The sequence below is a fragment of the Siccirubricoccus sp. G192 genome (assembly GCF_019084075.1).
In the GTDB taxonomy this organism is placed as follows: Bacteria; Pseudomonadota; Alphaproteobacteria; order Acetobacterales; family Acetobacteraceae; genus G192.
The window spans coordinates 4870629-4897258 of record NZ_JAHREN010000001.1 but is presented as its reverse complement, the minus strand read 5'-3'; the positions used below and the strand labels follow the sequence as shown (position 1 = coordinate 4897258).

The 26630-nt window shown below is 71.9% G+C and carries 22 protein-coding genes, 1 tRNA gene and 6 pseudogenes; 13 read left to right on the top strand and 16 right to left on the bottom strand.

Annotated features, from left to right (window positions below):
- Positions 1-27: 27 nt before the first annotated feature.
- Positions 28-1029, bottom strand: a complete 1002-nt coding sequence (locus KSF81_RS23695) for a hypothetical protein (protein ID WP_217381057.1) — start codon at positions 1027-1029, stop codon at positions 28-30.
- A 326-nt stretch (positions 1030-1355) separates the two neighbouring features.
- Positions 1356-1902 (bottom strand): annotated as a pseudogene (locus tag KSF81_RS23690) (adenine phosphoribosyltransferase).
- A gap of 131 nt (positions 1903-2033) precedes the next feature.
- Here KSF81_RS23690 and KSF81_RS23685 point away from each other — a divergent pair.
- Positions 2034-2231 (top strand): DUF2842 domain-containing protein, encoded by a 198-nt coding sequence (locus tag KSF81_RS23685; protein ID WP_217381056.1) that lies wholly within the window; start codon positions 2034-2036, stop codon positions 2229-2231.
- Between the two features lie 129 nt (positions 2232-2360).
- Here the strand turns inward: KSF81_RS23685 and KSF81_RS23680 are convergent, their stop codons facing one another.
- Complete coding sequence (locus KSF81_RS23680; protein ID WP_217381055.1) at positions 2361-2624, bottom strand: hypothetical protein; 264 nt, start codon at positions 2622-2624, stop codon at positions 2361-2363.
- Between the two features lie 910 nt (positions 2625-3534).
- Here KSF81_RS23680 and KSF81_RS23675 point away from each other — a divergent pair.
- The gene (locus tag KSF81_RS23675; protein ID WP_254453712.1) at positions 3535-4209 is read left to right on the top strand and encodes a PEP-CTERM sorting domain-containing protein; all 675 of its coding nucleotides are present in this window, start codon (positions 3535-3537) and stop codon (positions 4207-4209) included.
- A 64-nt stretch (positions 4210-4273) separates the two neighbouring features.
- Here KSF81_RS23675 and KSF81_RS32445 read toward each other — a convergent pair whose 3' ends face one another.
- From KSF81_RS32445 to tyrS, 7 genes and pseudogenes are all read right to left on the bottom strand, one after another.
- Positions 4274-4681 carry a hypothetical protein gene (locus KSF81_RS32445; RefSeq protein ID WP_375293351.1) on the bottom strand — a complete coding sequence of 136 codons (408 nt, stop codon included), beginning with the start codon at positions 4679-4681 and terminating at the stop codon, positions 4274-4276.
- Between the two features lie 163 nt (positions 4682-4844).
- A pseudogene (locus KSF81_RS23670) lies at positions 4845-5900 on the bottom strand (FAD-dependent monooxygenase); the annotation flags it as partial.
- A gap of 127 nt (positions 5901-6027) precedes the next feature.
- Entirely contained in the window at positions 6028-6669 is a 642-nt protein-coding gene (locus KSF81_RS23665) for a PEP-CTERM sorting domain-containing protein (protein WP_217381053.1), read from the bottom strand.
- Between the two features lie 222 nt (positions 6670-6891).
- Positions 6892-6968 (bottom strand) — tRNA-Pro (locus KSF81_RS23660).
- A 153-nt stretch (positions 6969-7121) separates the two neighbouring features.
- Positions 7122-7676: a cyclase dehydrase gene (locus KSF81_RS23655; RefSeq protein ID WP_217381052.1), complete on the bottom strand. Its 555-nt coding sequence runs from the start codon at positions 7674-7676 to the stop codon at positions 7122-7124.
- 17 nt (positions 7677-7693) lie between these two features.
- Positions 7694-8866, bottom strand: a complete 1173-nt coding sequence (locus tag KSF81_RS23650) for a zinc-dependent alcohol dehydrogenase (RefSeq protein WP_217381051.1) — start codon at positions 8864-8866, stop codon at positions 7694-7696.
- A gap of 127 nt (positions 8867-8993) precedes the next feature.
- Positions 8994-10223 (bottom strand): tyrosine--tRNA ligase, encoded by a 1230-nt coding sequence (gene tyrS, locus KSF81_RS23645; RefSeq protein ID WP_217381050.1) that lies wholly within the window; start codon positions 10221-10223, stop codon positions 8994-8996.
- Positions 10224-10314: 91 nt separating this feature from the next.
- Here tyrS and KSF81_RS23640 point away from each other — a divergent pair, with 91 nt between their 5' ends.
- Entirely contained in the window at positions 10315-11430 is a 1116-nt protein-coding gene (locus KSF81_RS23640; protein ID WP_217381049.1) for an anhydro-N-acetylmuramic acid kinase, read from the top strand.
- 17 nt (positions 11431-11447) lie between these two features.
- Here the strand turns inward: KSF81_RS23640 and KSF81_RS23635 are convergent.
- Positions 11448-12034: pseudogene (locus KSF81_RS23635) on the bottom strand (DUF2889 domain-containing protein).
- A 329-nt stretch (positions 12035-12363) separates the two neighbouring features.
- Here KSF81_RS23635 and KSF81_RS23630 point away from each other — a divergent pair.
- The gene (locus KSF81_RS23630; protein ID WP_217381048.1) at positions 12364-12918 is read left to right on the top strand and encodes a PEP-CTERM sorting domain-containing protein; all 555 of its coding nucleotides are present in this window, start codon (positions 12364-12366) and stop codon (positions 12916-12918) included.
- Between the two features lie 274 nt (positions 12919-13192).
- Positions 13193-15400, top strand: a complete 2208-nt coding sequence (locus tag KSF81_RS23625) for a PAS domain S-box protein (protein WP_217381047.1) — start codon at positions 13193-13195, stop codon at positions 15398-15400.
- A gap of 64 nt (positions 15401-15464) precedes the next feature.
- Here KSF81_RS23625 and aroB read toward each other — a convergent pair whose 3' ends face one another.
- Positions 15465-17216: a 3-dehydroquinate synthase gene (gene aroB, locus KSF81_RS23620; protein WP_375293350.1), complete on the bottom strand. Its 1752-nt coding sequence runs from the start codon at positions 17214-17216 to the stop codon at positions 15465-15467.
- A gap of 50 nt (positions 17217-17266) precedes the next feature.
- On the opposite strand from aroB, the gene KSF81_RS23615 reads away from it, so the two are divergent.
- On the top strand, positions 17267-17413 hold the full coding sequence (locus KSF81_RS23615; RefSeq protein WP_217381046.1) for a hypothetical protein: 147 nt from the start codon (positions 17267-17269) through the stop codon (positions 17411-17413).
- 237 nt (positions 17414-17650) lie between these two features.
- The gene (locus KSF81_RS23610) at positions 17651-18553 is read left to right on the top strand and encodes a tyrosine recombinase (protein WP_254454232.1); all 903 of its coding nucleotides are present in this window, start codon (positions 17651-17653) and stop codon (positions 18551-18553) included.
- 191 nt (positions 18554-18744) lie between these two features.
- On the opposite strand, the gene KSF81_RS23605 is transcribed toward KSF81_RS23610, so the two are convergent.
- Positions 18745-19614 (bottom strand): bifunctional 2-polyprenyl-6-hydroxyphenol methylase/3-demethylubiquinol 3-O-methyltransferase UbiG, encoded by an 870-nt coding sequence (locus tag KSF81_RS23605; RefSeq protein WP_217381044.1) that lies wholly within the window; start codon positions 19612-19614, stop codon positions 18745-18747.
- 83 nt (positions 19615-19697) lie between these two features.
- Between KSF81_RS23605 and KSF81_RS23600 the strand changes: the two genes are divergently transcribed.
- Both KSF81_RS23600 and KSF81_RS32440 read left to right on the top strand, forming a co-directional pair.
- Positions 19698-20654, top strand: a complete 957-nt coding sequence (locus KSF81_RS23600) for an acetyl-CoA carboxylase carboxyltransferase subunit alpha (protein ID WP_217381043.1) — start codon at positions 19698-19700, stop codon at positions 20652-20654.
- 74 nt (positions 20655-20728) lie between these two features.
- A pseudogene (locus KSF81_RS32440) lies at positions 20729-22254 on the top strand (MFS transporter).
- Here KSF81_RS32440 and KSF81_RS23585 read toward each other — a convergent pair.
- Both KSF81_RS23585 and KSF81_RS23580 read right to left on the bottom strand, forming a co-directional pair.
- Positions 22255-22710 (bottom strand): GntR family transcriptional regulator, encoded by a 456-nt coding sequence (locus KSF81_RS23585; RefSeq protein WP_217381042.1) that lies wholly within the window; start codon positions 22708-22710, stop codon positions 22255-22257. It lies immediately after the preceding pseudogene.
- A gap of 94 nt (positions 22711-22804) precedes the next feature.
- Positions 22805-23002 (bottom strand): annotated as a pseudogene (locus KSF81_RS23580) (GntR family transcriptional regulator); the annotation flags it as partial.
- Positions 23003-23084: 82 nt separating this feature from the next.
- On the opposite strand from KSF81_RS23580, the gene KSF81_RS23575 reads away from it, so the two are divergent.
- From KSF81_RS23575 to KSF81_RS23565, 4 genes and pseudogenes are all read left to right on the top strand, one after another.
- Positions 23085-23369 carry a UxaA family hydrolase gene (locus tag KSF81_RS23575; RefSeq protein ID WP_217381041.1) on the top strand — a complete coding sequence of 95 codons (285 nt, stop codon included), beginning with the start codon at positions 23085-23087 and terminating at the stop codon, positions 23367-23369.
- A 12-nt stretch (positions 23370-23381) separates the two neighbouring features.
- Positions 23382-23728, top strand: a pseudogene (locus KSF81_RS32435) (UxaA family hydrolase); the annotation flags it as partial.
- Positions 23729-23773: 45 nt separating this feature from the next.
- On the top strand, positions 23774-24556 hold the full coding sequence (locus tag KSF81_RS23570) for a hypothetical protein (RefSeq protein WP_375293377.1): 783 nt from the start codon (positions 23774-23776) through the stop codon (positions 24554-24556).
- A gap of 81 nt (positions 24557-24637) precedes the next feature.
- On the top strand, positions 24638-25888 hold the full coding sequence (locus tag KSF81_RS23565; RefSeq protein WP_217381040.1) for a phenylacetate--CoA ligase family protein: 1251 nt from the start codon (positions 24638-24640) through the stop codon (positions 25886-25888).
- Between the two features lie 342 nt (positions 25889-26230).
- Here KSF81_RS23565 and KSF81_RS23560 read toward each other — a convergent pair whose 3' ends face one another.
- Positions 26231-26521: a hypothetical protein gene (locus KSF81_RS23560; protein ID WP_217381039.1), complete on the bottom strand. Its 291-nt coding sequence runs from the start codon at positions 26519-26521 to the stop codon at positions 26231-26233.
- Positions 26522-26630: the final 109 nt, after the last annotated feature.

The following is a 26630-nucleotide window of genomic DNA, read 5'->3' as shown; positions in this document are numbered from 1 at the left end:
GCAAGGCCTTGGCGACGGGTCCCGCCCCTATTCCGGGCGCCAGTTCAGCCGCCGCCGCAGCCAGTCCCGATAGGCCAGGGTCGCCGCCGCCGGGGGCACCAGTGCGGCGAGCAGCGGCGCCGCCTCGGCCCCGGTGCGGATGCGCAGCCCGGCGGGCAGGCCGGCGCGGCTCTCCTCCTCCTGCCAGCGCTGCGCTGCGCCGCGCCAGAGCGCCACCAGATTGGCCGGGGTCAGCGCCGGCAACACCAGCGCCGCGCGCAGCCGTGCCGCCGCCGCCGCCGCGTGGAAGGCGGCCCAGAGGGGCGCCGAGGGCGGCGCCGCGCCGCTGGCCGCGAGATCGGGCAGGGCCGGGGTTTCCGGCAGCGTGCTGTCGCGCGCCCCGGCGGCATCGAGGGTGAACCAGGGCCGCGCCTGCAGCGCCGCCAGCCGGGCCGGCACCTCGGCGCCCTGGAGCAGGATGGCCTCCACCGCGCCCTGGGCCAGCGCCGCCTCCGCCTGGTCCGGCGACAGGCCGAGCACCGGGGTGGCGGTGACGCCCAGCAGGTCGAGCCCGAGCAGCGCCGCCGCGCCGGGCGCGTCCGCCGCCGGCAGGCCGAGCCGCAGCGGCGCCCCGGCGGCCGGGAAGCCCCGCCCGGCCACCACCGCGATCCCCTGCATGGCGCAGACCGGCAGCCAGCCGGCGGCATCGAAGCGGGCGCGCGGGTCGCCCACCAGCCGGGCCTGCGCCGCGGCGCCGGGCAGCACCAGCAGGGTGCGGCCATCCGGCGCGGCCTGGGTGGCGAAGCGGTTCGCCGCGGTGACGCCATCGGCGCCGCCGAGCACGCTGCGCTCCAGGCTCACCGCGCTGGTCGCGCCGCGGGCGAGGGCGGCGGCGAGCCGCTCCGACCAGCGGGCCAGCGGCCCATCCTCCGGCCCCGGCACCAGCAGCTTCGCGGTGGCGGGCAGCATGGCGCCGGCCCGGCCGGGCAGGGTGGCGGCGGCGGCGCCGAGCAGCAGGCCACGCCGGGTCGGCACGAGGCGGTCGGTCATCGCTGGTCCCCCCTCTCTTGCAGCTTCGGCCCGGCCGCCTGGCCGGGGCAGGTCCCTATGCGGCGATGGGCTGGCGCGGGCACCTGGCCCGGACCTTCGCCCGACCTTCAACCCTTGGACCGGAAAGCCCTTCGGCCCTCGGGCGGTTTGGCATCCGCCGACCGATTCGGCCCTCCGGGCGCAGGCGCCCTTCGGCCCTCGGGCGGATTTGCCTCTACCGGCCGATTCAGTCCTCCGGGCGCAGGCGCCCTGCGGCCATCGGGGGTTTGCCTCTACCGGCCGATTCAGCCCTCCGGGCGCAAGCGCCCTCCGGCCATCGGGCGGTGTCAACTGTCGTAGCGCAGCAGCGCCTCGAAAGGCAGGTCGAGGCGGGTGCGGCCGCCGAGGAAGGTCAGCTCGATCAGCGCCGCGGCGGCCGGCACCTCGGCGCCCGCCTGGCGTAGCAGCGCGATCGCCGCCGCCATGGTGCCGCCGGTGGCCAGCAGGTCGTCCAGCAGCACCACGCGCTGGCCGGGCACCACCGCATCCGCCTGCATCTCGATCCGGTCGGAGCCGTATTCCAGCGCATAGTCGAGGCCGATGGTCGCCCCCGGCAGCTTGCGCGGCTTGCGCAGCATGATGAAGCCGAGCCCGAGTTCCAGCGCCAGGGGGGGCGGCGACGAGGAAGCCGCGGCTCTCGATGCCGGCCAGCAGGTCCGGCCGATAGGGGCGGATGATGCGGGCCAGCCTGGCCATGGCAGCGCGCCAGGCGGGGCCGTGCCGGAGCAGGGTGGAGATGTCGTAGAACAGGATGCCGGGCTTCGGGAAATCCGGGATGCCGCGGATATGCGCCCGCAGGTCGAGCGTCTCCGTATCGGCTGCGGTCTGGGTCATGGCCGGTCCTTCCGGGGTCGCGGGCTTGGGCCTGGGGCGGCGGGTCGGGACCGCTCTAAGCACCCCATGCGCCGCGCCGCAACCGGGGGCGGGGCTTGGCGCGGCCGCCGGCTTGCGCCATGTGGCGTCGCATGTCGCGCACCGTCATCGCCATCCCGCTCGGGCTGCTCGGATTCCTGCTCTATGTCGGGGGCGTGGTGGCGCTGGCCGACCATGTGCTGCGGCTGCACTGGGCTTGGCAGGCGCCCTTTTTCCTGGTTGCCGGCATCGCCTGGGCCTGGCCGGCGCAGCGGCTGATGCTCTGGGCAGCGGGCACCGGCCGGGGCTGACCGCGGGCAGGCGCGGCAAGCCCCGCCGGCGCGCCGCCTGCGGGGCCTTGCCTGCGGGGCCTTGCCTGCAGGTCCGGGCCAGGGGCCCGGGAGCTGGTCTTCCCCGGGTCCGCCTGCCCGGCGGGCGCGCTACGCCGCCTTTTGGGTCGGGGCCGCGATTGTGCCGGAAGCGGGGCTTTCCGCGGCTTCCTCTTCGGGGACCGGATCCGCGGTGACAACCGACAGGATGCTGGTGCCCTGGCTCTTCATCATGATCAGCAGGCCGACCACCATGAAGGAGACGGCGGCCGGGGTGCTCAGGCGCAGCATGGCCATGACCGCGCCCAGCACCGCGAAGCCGGCGATCCAGAGCCAAGTATGCTCGCCGATATGCCTGAAGACGGGGAATTTCATTGCTAGCCTCCCTCTGAGCACCACCGCTCGGGATTACAAGTTAGCAATGTTGCGGACAGAATTGCGACAGGGATTCCAGCGGGCGGACTGAATTGGTTGCGATGGGTCGGATGCCTCCACCGGCCGGTGCCGGGCTGCCCCCGGCCCGACCAGGACCGGTCGCATCCCTCAGGGCAATGCAGGAACTGGCCTCCTGGCAGGGGGCGGGGTCAGACCTGCCCGACCAACCCGGTCTCTTGGAGCGTGTTCGGATCGGGCAAGACAGCCTTGCGGGATCTGTCGGCCGCAGGGCGCTTCCCATCATCGGGAACGGGCCGTCCGCATAGGCTCTGATCGGCATTGCCGACCTGTAAGGAAACCCGACTCCGGGCCGCGCGCCACCGCACCTCCTCCTCCATTGAGATCACCCGGGGCGCCGGATTGATGTCGAATCGCTCCGATGCGGGGCTGCGAGGCACGGCAGCAAAGTCATGATCGTCCCGAATACGGACTGATGGATTTAAAAATAGAAACTTTGGCGCACGGCCATGTTCTTCTGGATATTCAACGAATCGTAACAGATGATCCGTAATGAATCAGGACTTCGTTCCAGGACTTCGTTCCAGGACATCGGGAAAAATGTCGGCGGTTCTTACAGCCTTGCGGCCAGAGCCGGTTAGCCGATGCCAGGATTCGATTGGCCAGACCCCAACCCAAAAAGTTGTGCATCCGTTGGATCATGTCGCGAAGCCGAGATAAGACTGATTGAGTATTGAATACATGGAATACATCGACGTGATAGAAACGCGCCCACGAACTCGTGTCGCAAGCCCGCGCGCCCACCTCCGGTGCCGGCAGAATCCTGGCACACTGCTTGCCCCTGCATCCCAGGCGATTGGCTCCCGGCCGGCGCCTTCACCAGGAGGAAGACATGCAGATCAGATCCGCCCTGCTGGCGACCTGCGCGGCGGCCGCGCTCAGCCTCACCCTGGGCATGGGCTCCGCCTCGGCCATTCCGCTCGTCAACGCGCCGGGAACGGTGGGTCCGATCAGCTCGGGCGGCAGCACCTTCTCGAATATCGGCTGCATCATCACCAATGCCGGCGGCCTGGCCTTCCCGACCAACTGCAACCAGATCGACGCCTCCACCAGTGGCGGCAACCTGAACCTCGCCAGCGGCTTCACCGCCGGCTTCGGGACCTTCGACGATGCGCTCATCACCTATCAGGTGACCAGCGCAACCCCAATCACCTCGATCGGCCTGACCTTCAACGGCACCTTCCTCGGCCTGGCCGTCGCGTCGGTCACCGAGACCGTCTACAGCGATGCCGCCAGGACGAATATTGTCGCGCAGGTGGAGGTCAGCTGCAGCCTGCTTGGCTGCAACCGATCCGAAGTCATCCCGCTGGGCGCCGGCTACACCACCCTGTATGTGACGAAGGACATCAACGTCTCCGCGGCTGACCTGGGGCTGGCCCAGATCAGCTCCATCGGCCAGTCCTTCCACACCACCCCTGTCCCCGAGCCGGCCTCCCTGGCGCTGTTCGGCCTGGGCCTGCTCGGCCTCGGCCTGGCCGGGCGGCGCCAGGCTGCGAAGGCGGCCTGAGCGGTTGCTTCGCGCAGGACGGGACCGGGCGGCCTCATGAACGGGGCCGCCCCGCCGGAAGCCGTCAGGATGGCGGGGCCTGAACAGCCGGCCGGACGGTGAGGATCCTGTCCAGATGCGCGGCAAGGCCCGGATCCCGCCAGGATGGCCCGCGCCAGCCGATATGGCCATCGGGCCGGACAAGAAAGGCCGCTTCCCCCTTGCCGTAGGCGGCCGCAAATGCGCCCTCGGCATCATGGTAGAAGGCAAGGCCGGGCCATTCCGGCAGGCCTGCCCCCGGCGCGATCGCGGCCACCCGCAGATGGGGGCCGAGACGCGGCCCCACCTCCCGCGCGAAACCCGCGAGATCCGCCGCGCTCCCAGGGATGCCCGCCCCGGCGAGATGCACCAGCAGGAGGTGTTCCGTCCCCCGCAGCACATCGAAGAGCCGCAGGGGGGAAGCCGACCCCGTGCCGCCGGAGGCCGATGGCATCCGGGGCGCGGTCGCCGGCGGCCGGGCCGGCGGCGCCGCCGGCATCATCCCGGACCCAGCCGGTGCCGCGGTAGGAGACCAGGATCTGGGTATCGGCGAGGCGATCCGGCTTGCTGCCCGCCTCGCGCCCATAGCCCTCGCTCGCGGCGCGGGTGCGGGCGACGACCTCGGCGCCGACGGGCCGCCGTTCCGCCTCGTAGCTGTCGAGCAGGCTCTCCGGGGCCGCGCCCTTGAGGACCAGCGCCAGCTTCCAGGCCAGGTTGCAGGCGTCCTGGATGCCGGTATTCATCCCCTGTCCGCCGGTCGGCGGATGGATATGCGCCGCGTCGCCGGCGATGAAGGCCCGGCCCTGGCGGTAATGCGCGGCAAGCCGCATGCTGATGCGGAAGACCGAGGACCAGCGCAGGTCGGAGAGCCGCGGCCTGTCGGGCAGCAGGTCGTCGGCCACCGCCTGGATCTGCGGGAGATCCGGCCCCTGCAATTCGGCTTGGATGCCGTGGTCCGAACCGCCGGGAGAGGCGAGCCCGGCGGGTGCGAGCATGGAGACCCTGTAGCGGCCGGGCTCCGGCAGGGGAATGGCGATGAACATGTCGGGCGCGCCGCCCTCGACCAGGCGCAGGGCCCGGAGCGCCATCCCGCGCGGCAGGTCCCAGCCGATATGGACATCGCCGAGCATGAACATCATCGGGAAGGCATCGCCCTCGAAACCGATGCCGAGCGCGCGCCGCACGGCGCTATGCGCCCCGTCGCAGCCGACCACGTAGCGGAAGCCGGCGCTCTCAGGCGGCCCGCCCCCGGCCTGTTCGAGCCGCACCGCGACGCCCTCCGCATCCTGGCTCAGGCCCGTGAGCGTGACCCCGCGCTCGACCGTGATGCCGAAGCGGCCGAGATGGCGGGCAAGCAGGCGTTCCGTCTCGTATTGCGGCAGGCCGAGCTGGGCATAGGGCAGGTCGGGAAGCTCAAGGCGGGCATCCCTCGGCGGTTGGCCGTGGAGGATCGACCGCAGCCCCTCGATCCAGATTCCGGCATCGATCATCTCGCGGGCGATCCCCATGGCATCCCAGACTTCGAGGGTGCGGGGCGTCACGCCGATGGCGCGGCAATAGGGCAGGGGCTGCGCGAGCCGGTCGATGATGCGGCAGCGGGCGCCATGCCGCGCGAGTTCCGCCGCCATGGTCAGGCCGACCGGGCCCGCGCCAACGACCAGGATCTCCGCCATCGCGCGCTCCCTGCCGATCGTTCCGTGCAACGGCAGGCGTGCCATCGCCGGGCCGGGAGGTCAATCCAGGGCATCGGACCGGTGTTCCGGCGGCCCTTCAAGGGGCCGCCGGGCGGGTATTGCGATTCTAGGTCCGGCGGCGGGCGGCCAGGGTCATGCCGAGCAGGCCCAGGGAGAGCAGGGCCAGTGCGGATGGCTCCGGCACGGTGACGACCCGGGCATTGGTCAGCAGGAAGCTCACCATGTCAGAGGGGCCGCCAGTGTCCAGGTTCTCGAACCGCAGCGCCACCGTCAGGGTATTGGTCGGCGCGGCGAAGAGCACGCCGAAGAAGCTGTCGTAGCGGTAGAGACCGCTCAACCCGCCCGGCTCGTTGGGCAGGATGCCCGTCTCCAGCGGCGGGTAGAAGGCGTCCAGAGGGAAGGCGCCGACGAACATCGGCATCCGGTAGTCCAGCTGCCCGGCAAGGCCGATGATCTCGAAGGGCAGCGTATAGGTGATGCTGTTGGTGCCGGTGCAGATGGCGAAAGCATCCAGGCACTGGAAGCTGCCGCCCCAGCTGCCCGAGGAGACCGCGACAGCGGGTTTGGCGCCGAAGCCATCTGAGGCGACCATGCTGTAGCTCGGGAAACTCTCCAACGTAGCCGGCGTAGGGAGCACCGCTAGCCAGGCGGCGGCATCGTAATAGGCTTGCCCGGATAGAGCCGCCTCGGCCCGAGGCGCCGCCAGCGCCAGCACCGCAGCAAGCAGCACCCCACTCCATCTGGCCATGTCGCCCTCCCGGCTTGTTATGCGCAACGATGCGCCGGGCGTGCGGCGGGCGGAACCCGCGCTTTGCTTCGTAGCGGCAACGTGATGGCGGCTGGTGCAGCAGAGGCGGCGGAGGCGGCGCTGGAGGGGCGGCCAAGCCCCGCTGTGATCATCCGCACCGCCGCCCGGAATTGCGAAGCCCCTGCAGGAGCTTGCTCCTGCAGGGGCCTGCCGGTTCCGATCTGGTCGGAGCGAGAGGATTCGAACCTCCGGCCCCTGCGTCCCGAACACAGTGCTCTACCAGGCTGAGCTACGCTCCGTCACCCGGACCCGTCTCCGCCCCGGCATGGCCGGTGCGGCGGAGGCGGCGATATAGCCTCCATGCCGCAGCGGGGCAAGCGGGTGCGTCGCGGCCGGGCCGCTTCGGGCGAAGCCCGGGGCGGCCGCGCTCCGGCCCTCCCGCCGGGGCTGCCCTATGCCACCTTGTAGGGGCGCAGTGGTTCCGGCACCCGCATGTCCCGCGGCACCTGGAAATCCCGCGCCGCGCCGCGCATCGCCTCCGACGGGCGCGGCAGGCCGCTGCGGTCGGCATAGTCCCGGAAGCCCACCCGGCCCTGCCGCCGCCGGCCACCGAGCGCCCGGGCGCAGATCACGTCCAGCACGGTGACGCCCAGCACCGCCGCGAAGGCCAGGCCGGCATTCTCCTGCCGGGGATTGCGGCCATCCAGCGCGGTGGCGAGGGTGCCGAGATCGAGCACGTCGCCGCCCACCCGGCCCCAGATCCAGGGCGCCGGATTCTCCGAGGCGAGGATGCCGGCCCCGGTGGCGATCTCGCGCAACCCATAGCTGGCGACCAGGCGCTCATTGCCCTCCATGCCGAGGGCGCGGGTCAGGCCGCGCGAGGCCAGCAGCTCGGTCGCGCCGAGGGCGATGCTGAACCAGCCGAGGCCGCGCGCCAGCCTGTCGGCCGAATCGCGCCGCCGGCGCCGCGATGCCGCATGCTGCCGATCGGGTCGTCGATGGGCCATGACACCACCTGCCTATTTCAGGGTTTGAGGACCACCTTGATGCAGCCGTCCTGCTTGTCGCGGAAGGTCTTGTACATCCCCGGCCCGGCATCGAGCCCGACGGTATGGGTGATGACGAAGGAGGGGTCGATCTGGCCTTCCTCGATGCGCCGCAGCAGGTCGTCGGTCCAGCGGTTCACATGGGTCTGGCCGGTGCGGATGGTCAGGCCCTTGTTCATGACCATGCCGAAGGGAACCTTGTCGATCAGCCCGCCATAGACGCCGGGCACCGAGAGCACGCCGGCCGGGCGGCAGACATACATCATCTCCCGCAGCACATGCGCGCGGTCGCTCTCCAGCATCACCGCCTGCTTCACGCGGTCATAGATGCTGTCGAGCGTGGCCGTCGCATGCGCCTCCATGCCCACCGCGTCGATGCATTTCTCGGGGCCCTTGCCGCCGGTGAGGTCCTGGAGGCGTTCGAGGACGCTCTCCTCCTCGAAATTGATGGTGGTGGCGCCGCCGGCCCGTGCCATGGAGAGGCGTTCCGGCACGCGGTCGATGGCGATCACCTGCTTCGCGCCGAGCAGCAGGGCGCTGCGGATCGTCATCTGCCCGACCGGCCCGCAGCCCCAGATGCACACCGTATCCTCGGGCTGGATGTCGCATTGCACCGCGCCCTGCCAGCCGGTCGGGAAGATGTCGCTGAGGAAGAGCAGCTTCTCGTCCGGGATCCCGGCGGGCACCTTGATATGCGTCGCATCAGCGAAGGGCACGCGGAGGTATTCGGCCTGGCCGCCGGCATAGCCGCCGGTGAGGTGGGTATAGCCGAAGAGGCCCGCGGTGGTGTGGCCGAAGACCTTGTCGGCCATCGCCTTGTTGCGGTTGCTGCGCTCGCAGACCGAGAAATTGCCGCGCCGGCACTGCTCGCACTCGCCGCAGAAGATGGTGAAGGGCACCACGATGCGGTCGCCGACCTTGAGCTTGCCGCGGGCCTCCGGGCCGACCTCGACCACCTCGCCCATGGTCTCGTGGCCCATGATGTCCCCGTTCTCCATGGCGGGGATGACGTTGTCGTAGAGATGCAGGTCGGAGCCGCAGATGGCGCAGCTCGTGACCTTGATGATGGCGTCGCGGGGATGCTCGATCTTCGGGTCGGGCACCGTGTCGCAGCGGATGTCGTGCTTGCCGTGCCAGCAGAGTGCGCGCATGCCAGGCTCCCTCCGGCAGCCGGCGCCCGGACCCTCCGGCAGCCACCGCCGGGCCAGCAACGCAGCCGGCCCGGCGGGGTTTGTGATGCCGTGGCGGAAGGTTTTCCGGGCGCCGCCCGGCCCCGCTTCAGCCCGCGCGGACCAGCAGGTGCCGCTTGCGGCCGAGCGAGAGCTTGGCGGCGCCATCCCGCAGGTCGGCCGCCGTCACCACCTGCTGCGGGTCGGCCACCGGCGCGTCGTTCAGCCGGATGCCGCCCTGCGCCACCAGGCGCCGCGCCTCGCCCTTGCTCGCCACCAGTTGCGCCGCCACCAGCAGGTCGAGCACCGGCGCCGGCAGGCTGGCGGTGAGGCTGGGCAGGGTCTCGGCGGCCTGGCCTTCCTCGAAGGCGCGCCGCGCCGTCTCGGCCGCCGTCTCCGCCGCGGCGCGGCCATGCAGCAGCGCGGTGGCCTCGGTGGCCAGCAGCTTCTTCGCCTCGTTGATCTCGGCGTCCCGCAGGGCGGCGAGGCGGCGCACCTCCGGCATCGGCAGCTCGGTGAAGAGTGCCAGGAAGCGGCCGACATCGGCGTCATCCGCGTTGCGCCAGAACTGCCAGTAGTCATAGGGGCTGAGGCGGTCCGGGTTCAGCCAGACGGCGCCGGCCGCGGTCTTGCCCATCTTGGCGCCGGAGGCGGTGGTGAGCAGCGGCGTGGTCAGGCCGAAGGCTTCCGCGCTCGCCATCCGGCGCACCAGGTCGGCGCCCATGACGATATTGCCCCACTGGTCGGACCCGCCCATCTGGAGCGTCACGCCATGCCGCCGGTGCAGTTCCAGGAAGTCGTAGGATTGCAGCAGCATGTAGTTGAATTCGAGGAAGCTCAGCGGCTGGTCGCGCTCCAGCCGGAGCCGCACGCTGTCCATGGTCAGCATGCGGTTGACGCTGAAATGCCGGCCCACGTCGCGTAGGAAGGGGATGTAGCGCAGCTCGTCCAGCCATGCGGCATTGTCGAGCATCAGCGCGCGGCCGGGCGCGAAATCCAGGAAGCTCTCGAAGCTGCGGCGGATGCCGGCCTTGTTCGCCTCGATCCGCTCCTCGGTCAGCAATTGGCGGGCTTCGTCCTTGCCCGAGGGGTCGCCCACCTTGGTGGTGCCGCCGCCGATCAGCGCCACCGGCCGGTGGCCAGTGGTCTGCAACAGCCGCAGCAGCATGATGGAGAGCAGGTGGCCGACATGCAGGCTGTCCGCCGTGCAGTCGAAGCCGATATAGGCGGCGACCTGCCCCTCCCGCAGGCGCGTATCCAGCGCCGCCGAATCCGTCACCTGGTGGATGTAGCCACGCTCCTGGGCGGCGTGGAGGAAGTCGCTGGTCGGGCCGGTCATGCTCTGGAACCACTCGAAACCTGGCCGCGCCCGTGCTTGCTTGCAGGGCGGGGGGTGCCCCCGTTAGCACAGGGCTGGCAGGCATAGAACCATGGGGCATCGAAGCATCGGGTTGATGAGCGGCACTTCGCTGGACGGGGTGGATGCCGCCTGGGTGGAGACGGATGGCGAGACCATCGCCCGCACCGGCCCGGCCCTGACCCTGCCCTATGCCGCCCCGCTGCGGCAGGACCTGCGGCGGCTGCTGGACCTCGCCGCTGGCCCCACCCCTGGCCTCGACCCGGCCGACCCCTTCCTGGCCGATTGCGTCCACCGCCTGACGCTCCGCCATGCCGAGGCAGTGGCGGCGCTCAGCGACCGCCTGCGCCGCGAGGCCGGCGAGGCGGCCGACCTGCTGGGCTTCCATGGCCAGACCATCCTGCACCGGCCGCAGCAAGGGCGGACCTGGCAGGTGGGCGATGCGGCGCTGCTGGCGCGGCTCACCGGCCTGCCCGTGGCGCATGATTTCCGCAGCGCCGATGTCGCCGCCGGCGGCCAGGGGGCGCCGCTGGTGCCGGTCTTCCATGCCGCCCTGGCCCATGCCCTGCCGAAGCCGCTGGCAGTGCTGAATCTCGGCGGCGTCGGCAATGTCACCTGGATCGGGCCTGGGGACGCGTTGCTGGCCTTCGATACCGGCCCGGCCAATGGCCCGCTGGATGACTGGGCGCGCCGCGCCGCCGGCCTGGACTACGACGCCGAGGGCCGCCTGGCCCTGGCCGGGCGGGCGGATGCGGCGGTGCTCGGGCGGCTGCTGGCGCATCCCTTCCTGGCAGCGCCGCCGCCCAAGTCGCTCGACCGGCTGGATTTCAGCCGGGCGCTGCGGGAGGCGGGGCTGGAGCAACTCTCGCCCGCGGATGGCGCCGCCACCCTGGTGGGCTTCGCCGCCGGCTGCGTCGCCGCCGCGTCGCGCCACTTCCCGGCGCCGCCGCGGCAATGGCTGGTGGGCGGCGGCGGCCGGCGCAATCCGGCGCTGATGCGGGCGCTGCAAGCCGCGCTGGGCCAGCCGGTGCGGCCGGTGGAGGCGGTGGGCTGGGATGGCGATGCGCTGGAGGCGCAGGCTTTCGGCCTGCTGGCGGCCCGGGTCGCGCGCGGCCTGCCGCTGACCTTCCCGGGCACCACCGGGGTGGCGCGGCCGCTGCTTGGCGGGCGGCTGCTGGCGCCGGGCTGAGGGCCGGCGCGCCCAGGCTATTCCGCCGCCTGCTGCTCCTTCAGATGCGGCCAGCGCGCCAGCGTCACCGGGCTGTCCGGGGCATAGGCGATGCAGGTGCCGACCAGCGCCGGGCGCTTGCGGGGCGGCGCCTCGCCGGCGGCGATCCGCCGCGCCGCCTCCTCGCGCTCCCTGGCGGCGCGGATGGGGTAGAGGGTCTGGTAGGCCACCGTCGCCATCTGCCCGAGCAACTCCCGCAGATGCGTGCAGCCATGGGTGCCGCCCACCCGCTCGACCACCGCGCGGTTGAAGCCGGGGCCGATCCTCAGCCCGGCCAGGCGGCTGAAATCGGCGCCGCCTGCGGGCAGATCGCATAGGGGGTATGGTCGGAGGAGGCCTCGCAGGCCACCACCTGCATGTCCTCGGCGATGGTCAGGCGCAGCCACATGCCGTGCAGCGGGGTGCCCGGCGGCACCTCGCCGCGGCTCTCGTTGCGGAAGGACGTGGCCTTGGTATCGAGCAGATGCGCCTCGATGTCATAGAGCCCGTCGGCCCTTTGCCAGCCGCGCAACTGGATGTCGCGCAGATGCAGCAGCTTCCGCTCGACGGGGGTGGGAAGGGGCATGGGCATCTCCGGATGGTGCAGCGCAACAAGGACCTATGCCATACGGCGATGTCCTTGGCCAGCAGAGGAGGCGCGGGCGGAAGAGGCGTGGTTTCGAGACAGGGTCGGGTTCGGAACGGCAATCCAATGGCAGGCCGGTATGGCCTGCGGTGCTCGCATTCCTGTCCCTTGATTTACAGAATGTCGGGATTGTTTACATCATTTTGAATGCACAAAAATTGCGTTGCTAAGCCCTTGGGAAAAGAGCCTCATTTTCAGCGGCATGGAATTTGCTTCAGCAGGCAGCGTGCGGTTGCGCGCAGAGGGTGAAACACCAAGCGGAGGCTACCATGCTTCGAAAGCTTTTCTGTCTGGGCCTTTTCATTGCGGCGTCAGCTCTGGGTGGACTGCGAGCGAATGCCGCCCCGATCGCGCTGGATCAGTGGTACACATTTGGTTTCAGAGATGTCGGTTCCAGCCTGACCAGCGGCGCCGGCTTCATACTTGGCGTCAATCCTCCCAGCATCGCGGCACCCGATGCCCCCTGGACCTTCACCCTGTCCGCTCCGGGTACTTTGACTCTTCTCGATGGATTCAGCTCGGGCGATCAGTTCAACGTCACCGACTTCGGGAGCCTGCTTGGGCCTACATCGGTTCCCGTTCCAGGGTCGGACTGCGGCGGTGACATCAGCGCCTGCCTGGCCAATCCGAACATCAGCCATGGTGTCTTCGCACTTGGCGTCGGCAACCACTCCATTGGTGGCACCGTGCTGCTGTCGCCCTTCGGGGCTGGCGCCGGCTTCTTCCTGGTGAGTTCGGTCGCGGTTCCCGAGCCCGCCTCCCTCGCCCTTTTCGGCACAGCCTTGCTGGGCCTGGCCCTGGTTCGCAAGCGCAAGGCGGCCTGACCGGCGCATTGTCGGTCCTCTTTGCGGCGGGCAGGGCGGCGTCCCGGACACGGTGCGCCGCCTGTCCGGCCGGAGCACCATCGGTGCCGGATCTGCGAGGAAAACCGAAATACGGCCCAGGCAGGCCCTCACGCAGCAATGCGGCAATCATCCGGCTGTGATGGCAACCAACGGGGTCTTCATTCGTCGCGCCGCGCCGTTTCCGGTAAGAGGAACGGCGTCCTATCCATTCAGCATCCAGCATTTTCCAGCCTTGAGGGGGGGTAAGCGGACCGTGCCTGACAATGGCCGCCCGACCGCGCCCGATATCGAACCGATCCGCGGCTTCGCCGAGGGCTCGCCGAACCCCACCGTAGTGTTCGGCGGCCCGGCGCAGCGGTTCCTCTATGCCAATCCGGCCTTCTGCCTGGCGGCCGGGCGGGAGGCGGCGGAGTTGCTCGGCCTCTCCCTGGCGGCGGCCTTCCCGGACTTGGCGGCGGCGGGGCATCTCGCCGCTCTCGAACAGGTGCGGCTGACCGGTGCCGCCCGCCGCACGCCTGGCCAGCCGCTGCGGCTCCGCCCCGATGCCGTGCCGGGCTTCTGGGAGATCGAGGCGACGCCGCTGCACGACCCGCAGGGCGCCATCTGGGGCGTGCTGGCGCAGCTCCGCGACGTGACCGCCCAGCAGGCGGCGCTGCGCCGGGCGGAGGCGGCGCAGGCGACCCTGGACGCGCTCTTCGACCATATCCCCGAAGGGCTGCTGTTGGCCGAGGCGCCGGAGGCCCGCCTGATCCGCGTCAGCGCCCACGGGCTGCAACTGGCCGGGCTGGAGGCCGCCGCGGTGCTGGGCCAGGAGGCCGCCCTGCACCCCGCCACCTGGCAGGTCTTCCGCCCGGATGGCACCACCCCCGCCGCGCCCGAGGAATTGCCGCTGACCCGCGCGGTCCGCCGGGGCGAGACGGTGCGGCAGGAGACCTGGCTGCTGCGGCGGCGGGACGGCACCGTGGTGCCCATCCTGTGCAGCGCCGGGCCGATCCATGACGCGGCCGGCCGGATCAGCGGCGGCATCCTGGTCTGCCGCGACGTCACCGACCTCACCCGGGCCGAGGCCGCGCTGGCGGCGAGCGAGGCACGCTACCGCGCCCTGGTCGAGGCCGGCGCGCTGGCGGTCTGGACCACCGCGCCGGATGGCCGCCTGCTGCACGGTGCCGACTGGGCGGAATTCACCGGCCAGGCACCCGCGGAGGCGGCCGGCTGGGGCTGGCTCGACGCCGTGCATCCCGAGGACCGGGAGCGGGTGCGGGATGCCTGGGCCGCCGCCCTGGCGCTGGGCAGGGCCTATGACACCGAATACCGGCTCCGCCATGCCGATGGCGATTGGCGCTGGACCGCGGCCCGCGCCGTGCCGCTGCGCGACACCGCCGGGCGGGTCATCGAATGGGTGGGCGCCAATACCGATATCGACCTCCGCAAGCGCGCCGAACAGGCGCTGCTGGCCAGCGAGGACCGTTTCCGCACCCTGGCCGAGGCCATGCCGCACCTGGTCTGGCAGACCGATGCGCGGGGCGAGCCGGAATACATGAACCAGCGCCTGCGCCGCCAAGCCGGGCTCGACCTGGCGGCGGCGCGGCACGGCGGCTGGCTCGCCATGCTGCACCCGGAGGACGCGCCGGCGCTGAGCCTGGCCTGGGAGGCGGCGCTGGAGGGCGGCGGCGACTACGAGGCCGATACCCGCCTGCGTGGCGCCGATGGCGGCTATCGCTGGTTCCAGGTGCGCGGCGCGCCGGTGCGCGACGCGGCCGGCCGCATCCGCCACTGGGTCGGCACCTGCACCGACATGGAGGACCGGCACCGCGCCGAGGACGCGCTGCGGGAGGCGCTGGCGGCGCAGCAGGCCCTGGCGCGGGAGGCCGAGCACCGCATCAAGAACAGCCTGCAACTGGTGGCCGCGCTGCTCCGCCTGCAGGCCGGGCGGATGGAGGAGCCCGCGGCCCGCATCGCGCTGGAGGCCGCGACGGTGCGGGTGCAGGCGGTGGCGGAGGCGCATCGCGCCCTGCAGAACAGCCCGGACCTGAAACATGTGCGGCTCGCCGACATGCTGCACGAACTGGCCGCCGGCGCCGCGGTGCAGCACCCCGGCGCCGATCTCCGCACCGAGGCCCCGGAGGGGCTGACGCTCGATGCCGAGCGGGCGATTCCGCTGGCGCTGATCCTGAGCGAGCTGGTGGCGAAGGCGCTGCGCCATGCCGAGCCCGGCGCGGGGCCGGTGCGGCTTTCCGCCCGGCTGGAGGAGGGGGTGCTGCTGGCCATGGTGGAGGGCCAGGGCCGCTTCCTGCCGGATGAGGATTCGCCGGAAGGCCGGGCGGCGAGCCTGGGCGCGACGGTGATCCGGGCCCTGTCCCGGCAGATCGGCGCGACGCTCGCGACCGAGCTCACCGGGGAGGGCGGCACCCGCGTGGTGCTGCGGCTGGCGCCGGAGGAGGCTGCGGCGGAGGCCGGGTAGGCGCGGCTTGTGTCCTGCGGACCGGTTCACGCCCTCCGGCTGCGCCGCCGGACGACCGGGCGTCTCAGCCCTCGCAGCCCTCGTCGCGCAGCAGCGCCTCCACCGCCTCCATCGGCACGTCGGCGGCGGTGAAGGCCTCGCCCGGGCCGCGCAGCAGCACGAAGCGCAGCGCGCCGTCCCGCACCTTCTTGTCCTTCCGCATCCGCCCGAGCAGCGCCGCCACCGCGAAGCCGCGCGGCAGGTCGGCGATGCGGGCGGGCAGGCCGCAAGCGGCAAGGTGGGACACCACCCGCCCCGGCAATTCCTGGCTGCAATGCCCGAGCCTGGCCGAGAGCGCGGCGGCGAGGCCGAGCCCCACCGCCACCGCCTCGCCATGCAGCAGGGTGCCGCCATAGCCGCATTCGGCCTCCAGCGCATGGCCGAAGGTATGGCCGAGATTGAGCAGGGCGCGGCCGCCCTCGGGGCTTTCCTCGCGCTCGTCCCCCGCCACCACGGCGGCTTTCAGGCGGCAGCTTTCCAGCACCGCATGGGCGAGCGCCGCCGGGTCGCCGGCCACCAGCGCCGGGCCTTCAGCCTCGCACCAGCGCCAGAGCGTCTCGCCGGCCAGCAGCCCGTGCTTGGCGACCTCCGCATAGCCGGCGCGGAGTTCGCGCGGCGGCAGGGTGGCCAGGGTCCCGGTATCGGCCAGCACCAGGCGCGGCTGGTGGAAGGCGCCGGCCAGGTTCTTGCCGGCGGCCAGGTTCACGCCGGTCTTGCCGCCGACGCTGCTGTCCACCTGGGCCAGCAGGGTGGTCGGCACCTGCACGAAGGGCAGGCCGCGCAGCGCCACCGCCGCGGCGAAGCCGGCGAGATCCCCCACTACGCCGCCGCCCAGCGCGATGACCGCCGTGCGCCGCTCGATCCCCGCGGCCAGCAATTGCTCCAGCACGGATTCCAGGGTGGCGAAGCCCTTGCTCGATCCGCCTGGGGGCACGGTGACCTCGGTGGCGATGTTGAAGCCGGCCTCGGCCAGGCCCTCCCGCAGCGTGGGCAGGTGCAGCGGCCCGACCGTGGCATCGGTGACGATCGCCACCCGCCGGGCCGGCAGCACCGGCGCCAGCAGCGCCCCGGCGCGGGCCAGCAGCCCGCGGCCCACCAGGATGTCGTAGCTGCGTTCGCCCAGCGTCACCGGCAGGCGGGCGGGCGGCTGCCAGGCCGCCAGGGCCTCGGCGACGCGGCGGGTGGTGACCTCGGGACTCTCGTCGGTGCAGGCGATCACGATATCGGCCTCGGCATAGAGGGGGTGGCGCGCCGTCATCAGCCGGTCCAGCACCAGGCCGGGATCGGCATTGAGGAACATCGGGCGGTGCTCGCGTCCGGCGACGCGGCGGAGCAGGGTGGCGTGCCGGCATTTCAGCCAGACCGAGACGGCGCCGGCCGCCCGCACCGCCGCCCGGGTGCGCGGGTCGGTGAAGGCGCCGCCGCCGGTGGCCAGCACCACCGGCGGGCCGGCGATGAGGCGGGAGATCACCCGGCGCTCGCCGTCGCGGAAATGCGCCTCGCCGTAGCGGCTGAAGATCTCGGTGATGGGCTGGCCGGCGGCGGCCTCGATCTCGGTATCGGCATCGAGGAAGGGCAGGCCGAGCCGGGCGGCCAGGCGGCGGCCAATGGAGGATTTCCCGGCCCCCGGCATGCCGACCAGCACGATGCTGCGGCCCCAGGGATGCGGGGCCGGGGAACCCCCATGCGGCTGCGGGCCGATGCAGCCATCGAGGGCCGGACCGGGGGCATGACCTGCAGTGGAGGGAGCGAAGGCGTTGATGGTGTTGCGCGACACGATGACCAAGGCTAGCACACCGGCGGCCGCGCGCGAGGACCCTGCCCCCGATGTTCCGTCGACCCTACCTGCTTCTCGCCGCGATCCTGGCCGGCGTCCTGGTGATCGGACTGCTGGCGGTGGGGGCTTTCCCGCCCTCCGTCAGCCCCGCCCCGGTGGATCGCGTGCTGCCCAATGACCGGTTCCAGACCCGGTAGAGCGGATCGCTGGAGGGTGGAGACGCCCGGAGGCGTGAATCTGCTCGTAAAACAACAGGCTACGGCGCATCGCAGTCCGGTTGGGACTGCAATGCGCCGTAGCCTGCCGCCCGGCCCCCGGCGCCCTGGGTGCCAGGCGTGAGCGGGCCGGAGCAGCCGCCCGCCGGACCGGCGGCACCGGGCGCCGCCCGGCCCGCCGGCAGCCCTGACGGGCGGCACCTCGAAGCCTTCCTGGAGATGCTGGCGGCGGAACGGGGCGCCGCGCCCAATACCCTGGCCGCCTATGGCGCCGACCTCGAGGATTTCGCCGGCTTCGCCCGGGCGGCCGGCCAGGCCCCTGCGGGCGCGGATGCCGAGTTGCTGCGGGCCTATCTGCGCCGCCTGGCCGATGCCGGGCTGAAGCCTCGCACCGCCGCCCGGCGCCTCTCCGCGCTGCGGCAATTCTACCGCTTCCTGGCCCGCGAGGGGGTGCGGCAGGAGGACCCGACCGAGTTGCTGGACAGCCCCCGCCTGCCCCCCACCCTGCCGAAGCCGATCGCCGAAGCGGAGGTGGCGGCGCTGATCGAGGGCGCCGGCCGGCTGCCCGGCCACCGTGGCCCGCTGGCGGCGGCGGCGCTGGAACTGCTCTATTGCTCCGGCCTCCGGGCCAGCGAGCTGGTGGCGCTGCCCGCCGCCGCGCTGCGCCCCGACGCGGCGCTGATCGCGGTGCGCGGCAAGGGCGGGCGGGAGCGGCTGGTGCCGATCTCGGCCCGGGCGCGGGACGCGGCGCTGGCGGCGCGCGAGGCGCTGGGCGAGCGCCCCAGGGGGAAGGCCGGGAGAAAGGCCGAGGGCAAGCCCGCCGCCCTGCCGCCGCGCTGGCTGTTTCCCGCCCGCGGCGCCTCCGGCCACATGACGCGGCAGCATCTCGGCCTGCTGCTGAAGGATGCGGCGCTGGCGGCGGGGATCGAGCCGGCGCGGGTCAGCCCGCATGTGCTGCGGCATTCCTTCGCCAGCCATCTGCTCGGGCGCGGCGCCGATCTCCGCAGCCTGCAATTGCTGCTGGGCCATGCCGATATCGCCACCACCCAGATCTATACCCAGGTGCTGGAGGAGCGGCTGAAGGCGTTGGTGGAGGCGCATCACCCGCTGGCGGAGGGATAGGCCGCCGGCAACAGCACGCCCCCGTGACGATGAACCACCGGCACGTTCCTCCGTTGTCACCCCGGAGCAGCCCTACCTGCTACGGAGAACCGCCATGAACAACATCGTCTGGATCGTTGGAGCCGTCGTGATCGTCCTCGTCGTCCTGTCCTTCCTCGGCCTGCGCTGAGCCGGCCGGCGCGCGTGGCTGGTCAGGCCGGGCGCGCGCCGGGGGCGGCGGGCGGCGGCCCGCCCTGCAATGAAGCCTGCAAGGAATAACCCAGGGGCAGCCAGGGCCGATCCGGCCAGGTCCATAGCCCCTCGGCGTCCTGCACCAGGCCCCGGAACATCCGCCAGGGCAGCCGCGGGTGTTCGTGCAGCCAGTCCAGGCTGAGGCCGGCAGCGGCCAGGGCGCCCAGCACCTCGGCCAGCGGGTGCATCCAGGTATGGGTGCGGCGGTGCTGCAGCCGGGCGGCGCCATCGGCGTAGTCGCCGGGCTCGTCGAGGACCAAGGCTTCCCGCTGGAAATAGGGGACGAACCAGCCGGGCCTGCCATCCGGGGTCTCGGTGGCGTCGTCGAAGACGAAGGCGGCGGGGTGGCCCTCCGCCAGGTAGAGCCGGCCGCCGGGGCGCAGGAAGCCGGCGACGATCCGGGCCCAGCCCGCGATATCCGGCAGCCAGGGCAGCGCCCCCCAGGTGACGAAGACCAGGTCGAAGCCGGCCGGCTCCGGGATGGCGCGGGGCGCGTCGTAGAGATCGGCCTCGACGAAGCGCGCCCGGTTGGCCAGGCCCAGTTTCCCGGCCAGGCCCCGCGCCGCGGTGATGGCCGGGGCGGAGAAATCGAGGCCGACCACCGCCGCGCCCTGCTGCGCCAGGACCAGCGTGTCCTTGCCGAAATGGCATTGCAGGTGCAGCACCCGGAGCCCCGCCACCGGCCCCAGCTCCGCCGCCACAATGGCGTCCAGCCGGCCCTGCCCGGCCCGCAGCGGGCCGAGGTCGTAGCTGCTGCCGGGGCCGAGATGGATCGCCACCCGCTCATCCCAATTCGCCTGGTTCGCCGCGCGCCAATCCTCTGCGGCCATGGCTGCCTCGCTTCCGCCCCCGCTTCCGCCCGCTTCCCCTGGCCCCCCGTTTCCGCTAACCCCGCGGGCCCAAGGGACCATTGATGCGCCATTTCCTGGACTTCGAAAAACCGCTCGCCGAACTCGAGGGCAAGATCGAGGAATTGCGGCGGACCACCGATGCCGGCGGGATCGACGTGGCCGAGGAGGTGGGGCGGCTGCGCGACAAGGCGCAGTCGCTGCTCCGCGCCACCTATGCCAGGCTCTCGCCCTGGCAGAAGACCCTGGTGGCCCGCCACCCGGACCGGCCGAAATGCCTCGACTACATCCGCGCCCTGATCGAGGACTGGACGCCGCTGGCCGGCGACCGCGCCTTCGCCGACGATGCCGCGGTGGTGGGCGGGCTCGGGCGGTTCCGCGGCCGCGCCGTGGCGGTGCTCGGCACCGAGAAGGGCAGCGATACCGAAAGCCGGGTGCTGCATAATTTCGGCATGGCGCGGCCGGAGGGCTACCGCAAGGCGCGGCGGATCATCGAACTGGCCGGGCGCTTCGGCCTGCCGATCCTGAGCTTCGTCGATACCGCCGGCGCCTTCCCCGGCATCGAGGCCGAGGCGCGCGGCCAGGCGGAGGCCATCGCCCGCTCCATCGAGGCCTGCCTGGAGGCACCGGTGCCCTTCGTCGCCACCATCATCGGCGAGGGTGGCTCGGGCGGCGCCATCGCGCTGGCCGCCGCCGACCGCATCCTGATGCTGGAGCATTCGATCTATTCGGTCATCAGCCCGGAGGGCTGCGCCAGCATCCTCTGGCGCGACGCCGCCCAGGCCCCCACCGCGGCCGAGGCGCTGAAGCTCACCGCCGAGGACCTCCGCCGCCTGAACCTGGTGGATACGGTGGTGCCGGAGCCCATGGGCGGCGCCCAGCGCGACCCGGAGGCGGCGATCGCGGCGGTGGGCCAGCAGGTCTGGGCCTGCCTGGAGCCGCTGCTGGCGCTGGATGGCGCCACGCTCCGCGCCCGGCGGCGGGAGAAGTTCCTGGAGATGGGGCGGAACAGCGTGGTGTGAGCGCCTTCGGAACAGGGCGCCCGAGGGGGGCGCGCGGATCGGGCCGGCGCAGCCGCCGGCGGCAGCCGCCACGCATGAGCCCGCGCGACGCCACGCCCGATCCCGCCCCGCCCGCCCGCATGAGCCCGGCGGAGCTCCGCGCCGCCTTCTTCGGCACCTTCCCCGCCGTGGCGCCAGCCATCATCCTCTCCGCCATCGACCAGACCATCGTCGCCACCGCGCTACCCTCCATCGCCGGCGCCATGGGGGCGGTGGAGAGCATGTCCTGGGTGGTGGTGGGCTATCTCATCACCGCCACCATCGCGGCGCCGGTCTATGGCCGGCTCGGCGATGTCTTCGGCCGGCGCCGGCTGCTGCTCGTGGCGCTCTGCGTCCATGCGCTCGGCGCACTGATCGCCGCCACGGCCGGGAGCTTCGCCTGGCTGATCCTGGGGCGGCTGGTGCAGGGGGCCGGGGGCGGCGGCCTCACCACCCTCACCATGGCGCTGATCGGCGAGGCGGTGCCGCCGCGGGAGCGTGGCCGCTTCCAGGCCTGGATCGCCGCCTGCTTCACCTTCGCCTCCTCGCTCGGCCCGGTGGCGGGGGGTGGCTGACCGAGCAATTCGGCTGGCGATCGGTGTTCTGGGTGATGCTGCCGGCGCTGGGCCTGGCCTTCCTGCTGGCGCTGCGGCTGCCGAAGCGGGACCAGGGCGGGGCGGGCAGCCGGCATGCGGGCTTCCGCTTCGACCTGCCGGGGGTGATGTTCTTCGCCGGCTTCGTCGCCCCGGCCCTGCTGGCGCTGTCGCAATTGCAGCGGCTCCAGGTGGCGGCGCTGCCGGCGGCGGCGGGGCTGGCGCTGCTGGCGGCCATGGCGCTCTGGCTGCTGCTGCGGCAGGAGCGGCGGGCGCGCGACCCGCTGCTGCCGCTCGGCCTGCTGGCGGAGCCCACGATCCTGCGGAGCAACCTCTTCACTGCCTGCGCCCATGGCGCGCTGGTGGCGCTGGTGAGCTTCCTGCCGATCTACCTGCAAAGCGTGCGCGGCCTGTCGCCGGCCATGGCCGGGCTGCTGCTGCTGCCGCTTTCCCTCGGCAGCGGGATCGGCGGGCTGACGGCGGGGCGGCTGATGACCCATACCGGGGTCGCGGCGCCGCTCGCCGCGATCGGGCTCGGGGTGGGGGCGGCAGGGCTGGTGGCGGTGGCGCTGGTGGCGCCGTTGCTGCCGGACCTGCCGCTGGCCTTGCTGCTGGGCCTGGTGGCGATGGGGATCGGCTGTTCCTATCCGGTGTCGCAGATCACGGTGCAGGTGGCGGCGGGGGCGGCGCGGCTCGGCGCGGCGGCGGGGGCGGTGCAGTTCTTCCGGACGCTCGGCGCGGCCATCGGCACGGCGCTGCTGGGGGCGCTGCTCTTCGGCAGCCTGGCGGCGGGCGACCCGGAGGTGGCGGCGCTTTTCGCCCGCCTGGTGCGGGAGGGGGCGCGGCTGCTGCCGCAACTCGGCGCCGCGGAACGGGCGGCGCTCGGCATCGGGCTTACGGATGCCTTCCGCGCGGCCTTCCTCGGCGCGGCGCTGCTGGCGGCGGCGGGCAGCGCGCTGGCCTGGTGGGTGCCGGTGCGGCGGGTGTGATCACCCCAGGCTGTTGCGGTACTCGTGCTCCCGCGTATCCACCCAGGAAAGCCGCAGCTCCACCGGCCGGTCGCCGATGGCATGGGCCACCCGCAGGATGCGCAGCACCGGCGCCGCCGGTGGCAGGCCGAGCAGGGCGGCGATGTCAGGGCTGGCGGCCTCGGCGCGCAGCCGCTCCTCGGTGCGCAGCACGGAGAGGCCGAAGCGGCGCTGATAGAGGCCGTAGATCGTGCCCTCCCGCCCCGCGAAACCCTCGGCATCGAGGCCCGGGAACAGGCCCGCCGGCATCCAGAGCTCGTCCAGCATCACCGGCCGGTCCTGCAGGTATTGCAGGTTCTGTGCCCGGTGCATCGGTGCCCCGGCCTCCAGGCCGAGCAGGGCGGCATGGTCGGGGGCGCAGGGCAGGGGGGGTCTGGAAATCCAGCAATTCCGTGCGCGGAGGCTCCAGCAGCCCATCGGCGCGGGCGATATGGAGGAAGTAGAATTGCGTGCGGTCCGGCACGTCGCGCGGAACCCGTGCCGCGCTGTCCAGCTCCGGCACGAAGGTGCCGCGGCCCTGGCGGCGGACCAGGGCGCGGGCGGCGACCAGCTCATCCACCGCGCGGCGCACCGTGCCGATGGCGCAGCCGAAGCGTTCCGCCAGGAACCGCTCGGCCGGCAGCGGCGTGCCGGGCGGGAAGGCGCCCGCGGCCAGGTCCTGTTCCAGCGCGGCATGGATGGAGCGCCAGAGCGGCGGTTCGGCATTCATGCAGGTCATCTAACTCATCTGGTTGACCTTCCGTCAACCGGCGCCTAGCTTCCCCGGACCCGAGCGAGAAGGGAGGGGCGCAATGACGATCCACTTCGTCGTCCATGACGAGGGCGACAGCGTGGGCGTGGTGGTGGTCGAGGGCCTGGCTTCTGGCCAGAAGCTCACCGGCTGGATCATGGACCAGGACAAGATGATCGAGTTCGACGCGAAGTCGAACATCCCGATCGGCCACAAGCTGGCCATCAAGCCGATCAAGTCGGGCGACACCATCATCAAGTACGGCGTGGATATCGGCCGCGCGGTGGCCGATATCGGCGCCGGCGAGCACGCGCATGTGCAGAACGTCAAGACCAAGCGCTGGTAGGGAGCGGCTGAGATGGGCATGAACCTGAAGGGCGCCGCCTTCGAGGGCTGGCGCCGCGAGAACGGCCGCATGGGCGTGCGCAACCACGTCATCATCCTGCCGGTGGATGACCTGGCCAATGCCGCATGCGAGGCGGTGGCGAACAACATCAAGGGCGCGCTGGCCATCCCGCACGCCTATGGCCGGCTGCAATCGGCGCCGACCTCGAGCTGCATTTCCGCACCCTGATCGGCACCGGCTGCAACCCGAATGTGGCGGCGGTGATCGTGATCGGGATCGAGCCGGGCTGGACCGGCAGGATCGTCGAGGGCATCGCCAAGACCGGCAAGCCGGTCGAGGGCTTCGCGATCGAGCAGAATGGCGACATCAACACCATCGCCAATGCCTCCCGCGCCGCCTACAAGATGGTGAAGCACGCCTCGAAGCTGAAGAAGACCAAGGCGCCGCTGACCGAGCTTTGGGTCAGCACCAAATGTGGCGAGAGCGACACCACCTCGGGCCTGGCAAGCTGCCCCACCGTGGGCAACAGCTTCGACAAGCTCTGGGCCAACGGCAATACGCTGGTCTTCGGCGAGACCACGGAACTGACCGGCGGCGAGCATCTGGTGGCCGAGCGCTGCAAGACCCCCGAGATCCGCGCCCAGTTCCAGGCGATGTTCGACCGCTACCAGGGCGTCATCGAGGCGCACAAGACCAGCGATCTCAGCGACAGCCAGCCGACCAAGGGCAATATCGAGGGTGGCCTCACCACCATCGAGGAGAAGGCGCTCGGCAACATCCAGAAGATCGGCAAGAAGTGCACGGTCGATGGCGTGCTGGACAAGGCCGAGGAGCCGACCCATCCCGGCCTCTGGTTCATGGACAGCAGCAGCGCGGCGGCCGAGATGGTGACGCTCTGCGCCGCTTCCGGCTTCGCGGTGCATACCTTCCCGACCGGCCAGGGCAATGTCATCGGCAACCCGATCCTGCCGGTCATCAAGCTGACGGCCAATCCGCGCACCCAGCGCACCATGAGCGAGCATATCGACGTGGATGTGACCGGGCTGCTGCAGAAGCGGATGAACATGGACGATGCCGGCGAGGCGCTGCTGGATTGCATCCTCCGGACCGCGGATGGCGAACTGACGGCGGCCGAATTGCTGGGCCACCGGGAGTTCAGCCTGACCAGGCTCTACGAGAGCGCCTGACCCCGCAGGGCGGGCGCCGTCCTGGCGCCCGCCACTCGCCGCGGCGTAACCTCCCCGGCCAGAATTCCCGGGGGCTGCGCCATGGCCGAGCATTACGACGCCGACTATTACGATAATGGGGAAACCCGCACCGCCGAGGCGCGCGAGGCCGATCTCGCCGCCCGCCTGCCCGGCATCGTCGCCGCGGCGATGCAGGCACCCGCCCAGGCCGAACGCCTCGCCGGCATCGACCCCGCCGGCATCACCAGCCGCGCCGCGCTCGCCCGGCTGCCGCTGCTGCGGAAATCCGACCTGCCGGCGCTGCAACGCGCCGCGCCGCCCTTCGGCGGCTTCATCGCCGGCCCGCCCGGCGGCTTCGCCCATCTCTTCACCTCCCCCGGCCCGATCTTCGAGCCGGAGGGTCCCGGCCCCGATCCCTGGCGCATGGCCCGCGCCCTCCATGCCGCCGGCTTCCGCCGCGGCGACATCGTGCTGAACACCTTCGGCTACCACCTGACGCCGGGCGGCTGGATCATGGACCGCGGCGCCCGGGCGCTCGGCTGCGCGGTGATCCCGGCAGGGCCGGGGCAGACCGAGCAGCAGCTCGACCTCATCGCCCAGTACCGGCCGGCGGCCTATTGCGGCACGCCGGATTTCCTGAAGATCCTGCTGGATGCGGCGCAGGCGGCCGGGCGGCCGGCGGATTGCCTGCGCAAGGCCCTGGTCAGCGGTGCCGCCTTCCCGCCCTCGCTCCAGACGGAACTGGCCGGGCGCGGGGTGGCGGCCTTCCAGTGCTACGCCACCGCCGATCTCGGCTGCATCGCCTATGAAACCCCGGCCCGCGAGGGGCTGGTGGTGGAGGAGGACGTGATCCTGGAGATCGTCCGCCCCGGCACCGGCGACCCGGTGCCGGAGGGTGAGATCGGCGAGGTGGTGGTCACCACCCTGGACCCGCACCACCCGATCCTGCGCCTGGCGCTCGGCGACCTCTCTGGCGTGCTGCCGGGGGCCTCGCCTTGCGGCCGGACGAACATGCGCATCCTCGGCTGGCGTGGCCGGGCCGACCAGACCGCCAAGGTGCGCGGCATGTTCGTGCGGCCGGAGCAACTGGCCGAGATCGCCCGCCGTCACCCGGAACTGGCGCGGCTCCGGCTGGTGGTGACGCGCGCGGGCGAGCAGGACGCCATGCTGCTGCGCGCCGAAGCCTCCAGCGGCGACGACTCCCTGCGGGAGGCGGTGGCGCAAAGCCTCCAGGCGGTGACCAAGCTGCGCGGCGCGGTGGAGATCCTGGCGCCGGGCAGCCTGCCGAATGATGGCAAGGTCATCGCCGATGAGCGGCCGGTCGGAAGCTAGAGCGGATCGCCGCAGGGCGGAACCGTCCGGAGGCGTGAATCTGCTCTACAAACAACAGGCTACAGCGGCGTGCCGAACCACCAATTCGGCACGCCGCTGTAGAGCAGACCGCGGACGGATGTGAACGTCCGGGAGCGCGAATCTGCTCTGCACATAAGGAACCACAGCGGATTGGCGTTCAGGAAGGAACGCAATCCGCTATGGAGCAGACCGCGGTTCAGTTGGGACGGCGGCCTGCGCTAGAGCGTGATCGCTTGAGGTGCTCGCACCGAAAAGCGTGAATCACGCGATCAAACAAAGGCCTGGAGCATGATGCGTGAACGAAGGTGAACGCATCATGCTCTAGCGCGTCGGCGCGCCGATTCCCGGTGCGCGGGTGATGCCGCCAACGCCTGGGTTCACCCCGACCGGGTAGCCAGCCCCGGCGCCGCCCGTGCCGCCCGTCGGTGCGCGCTCAATGCCGCCGACGCCTGGGGAGACACCGGTCACGGTCGGGTTCTGCATGGCGCGGCTTGGATCCTGCTGAATGTTCCGAAGCTGCTGCTGGCGCAGTATGGACTCGTTCGTGCCGGTCGGCATGGTGCTGAGTGGGCCGGTCTCCTTCGACGGCTCGCAGGCGGTCAGGCCGAGCATGACAAGGGCGAACCCCCCCAAGCCTCCAGGTGATATTCATCGTGCTGCTCCCATTCGCCCTGCCGGATCGAATGCTCCGGCAATTCGGAAATGCCGCGCGCAACGATTT

Bases quoted from the DNA above. Each gene is read 5' to 3' on its own strand.
- KSF81_RS23695 (WP_217381057.1), bottom strand. From the start codon at position 1,029: ATGACCGACCGCCTCGTGCCGACCCGGCGTGGCCTGCTGCTCGGCGCC.
- KSF81_RS23685 (WP_217381056.1), top strand. From the start codon at position 2,034: ATGTCGCGCACCGTCATCGCCATCCCGCTCGGGCTGCTCGGATTCCTG.
- KSF81_RS23680 (WP_217381055.1), bottom strand. From the start codon at position 2,624: ATGAAATTCCCCGTCTTCAGGCATATCGGCGAGCATACTTGGCTCTGG.
- KSF81_RS23675 (WP_254453712.1), top strand. From the start codon at position 3,535: ATGCAGATCAGATCCGCCCTGCTGGCGACCTGCGCGGCGGCCGCGCTC.
- KSF81_RS32445 (WP_375293351.1), bottom strand. From the start codon at position 4,681: ATGCCATCGGCCTCCGGCGGCACGGGGTCGGCTTCCCCCCTGCGGCTC.
- KSF81_RS23665 (WP_217381053.1), bottom strand. From the start codon at position 6,669: ATGGCCAGATGGAGTGGGGTGCTGCTTGCTGCGGTGCTGGCGCTGGCG.
- KSF81_RS23655 (WP_217381052.1), bottom strand. From the start codon at position 7,676: ATGGCCCATCGACGACCCGATCGGCAGCATGCGGCATCGCGGCGCCGG.
- KSF81_RS23650 (WP_217381051.1), bottom strand. From the start codon at position 8,866: ATGCGCGCACTCTGCTGGCACGGCAAGCACGACATCCGCTGCGACACG.
- tyrS (WP_217381050.1), bottom strand. From the start codon at position 10,223: ATGACCGGCCCGACCAGCGACTTCCTCCACGCCGCCCAGGAGCGTGGC.
- KSF81_RS23640 (WP_217381049.1), top strand. From the start codon at position 10,315: ATGGGGCATCGAAGCATCGGGTTGATGAGCGGCACTTCGCTGGACGGG.
- KSF81_RS23630 (WP_217381048.1), top strand. From the start codon at position 12,364: ATGCTTCGAAAGCTTTTCTGTCTGGGCCTTTTCATTGCGGCGTCAGCT.
- KSF81_RS23615 (WP_217381046.1), top strand. From the start codon at position 17,267: ATGTTCCGTCGACCCTACCTGCTTCTCGCCGCGATCCTGGCCGGCGTC.
- KSF81_RS23610 (WP_254454232.1), top strand. From the start codon at position 17,651: ATGCTGGCGGCGGAACGGGGCGCCGCGCCCAATACCCTGGCCGCCTAT.
- KSF81_RS23605 (WP_217381044.1), bottom strand. From the start codon at position 19,614: ATGGCCGCAGAGGATTGGCGCGCGGCGAACCAGGCGAATTGGGATGAG.
- KSF81_RS23600 (WP_217381043.1), top strand. From the start codon at position 19,698: ATGCGCCATTTCCTGGACTTCGAAAAACCGCTCGCCGAACTCGAGGGC.
- KSF81_RS23585 (WP_217381042.1), bottom strand. From the start codon at position 22,710: ATGGGCTGCTGGAGCCTCCGCGCACGGAATTGCTGGATTTCCAGACCC.
- KSF81_RS23575 (WP_217381041.1), top strand. From the start codon at position 23,085: ATGACGATCCACTTCGTCGTCCATGACGAGGGCGACAGCGTGGGCGTG.
- KSF81_RS23570 (WP_375293377.1), top strand. From the start codon at position 23,774: ATGGTGAAGCACGCCTCGAAGCTGAAGAAGACCAAGGCGCCGCTGACC.
- KSF81_RS23565 (WP_217381040.1), top strand. From the start codon at position 24,638: ATGGCCGAGCATTACGACGCCGACTATTACGATAATGGGGAAACCCGC.
- KSF81_RS23560 (WP_217381039.1), bottom strand. From the start codon at position 26,521: ATGCTCGGCCTGACCGCCTGCGAGCCGTCGAAGGAGACCGGCCCACTC.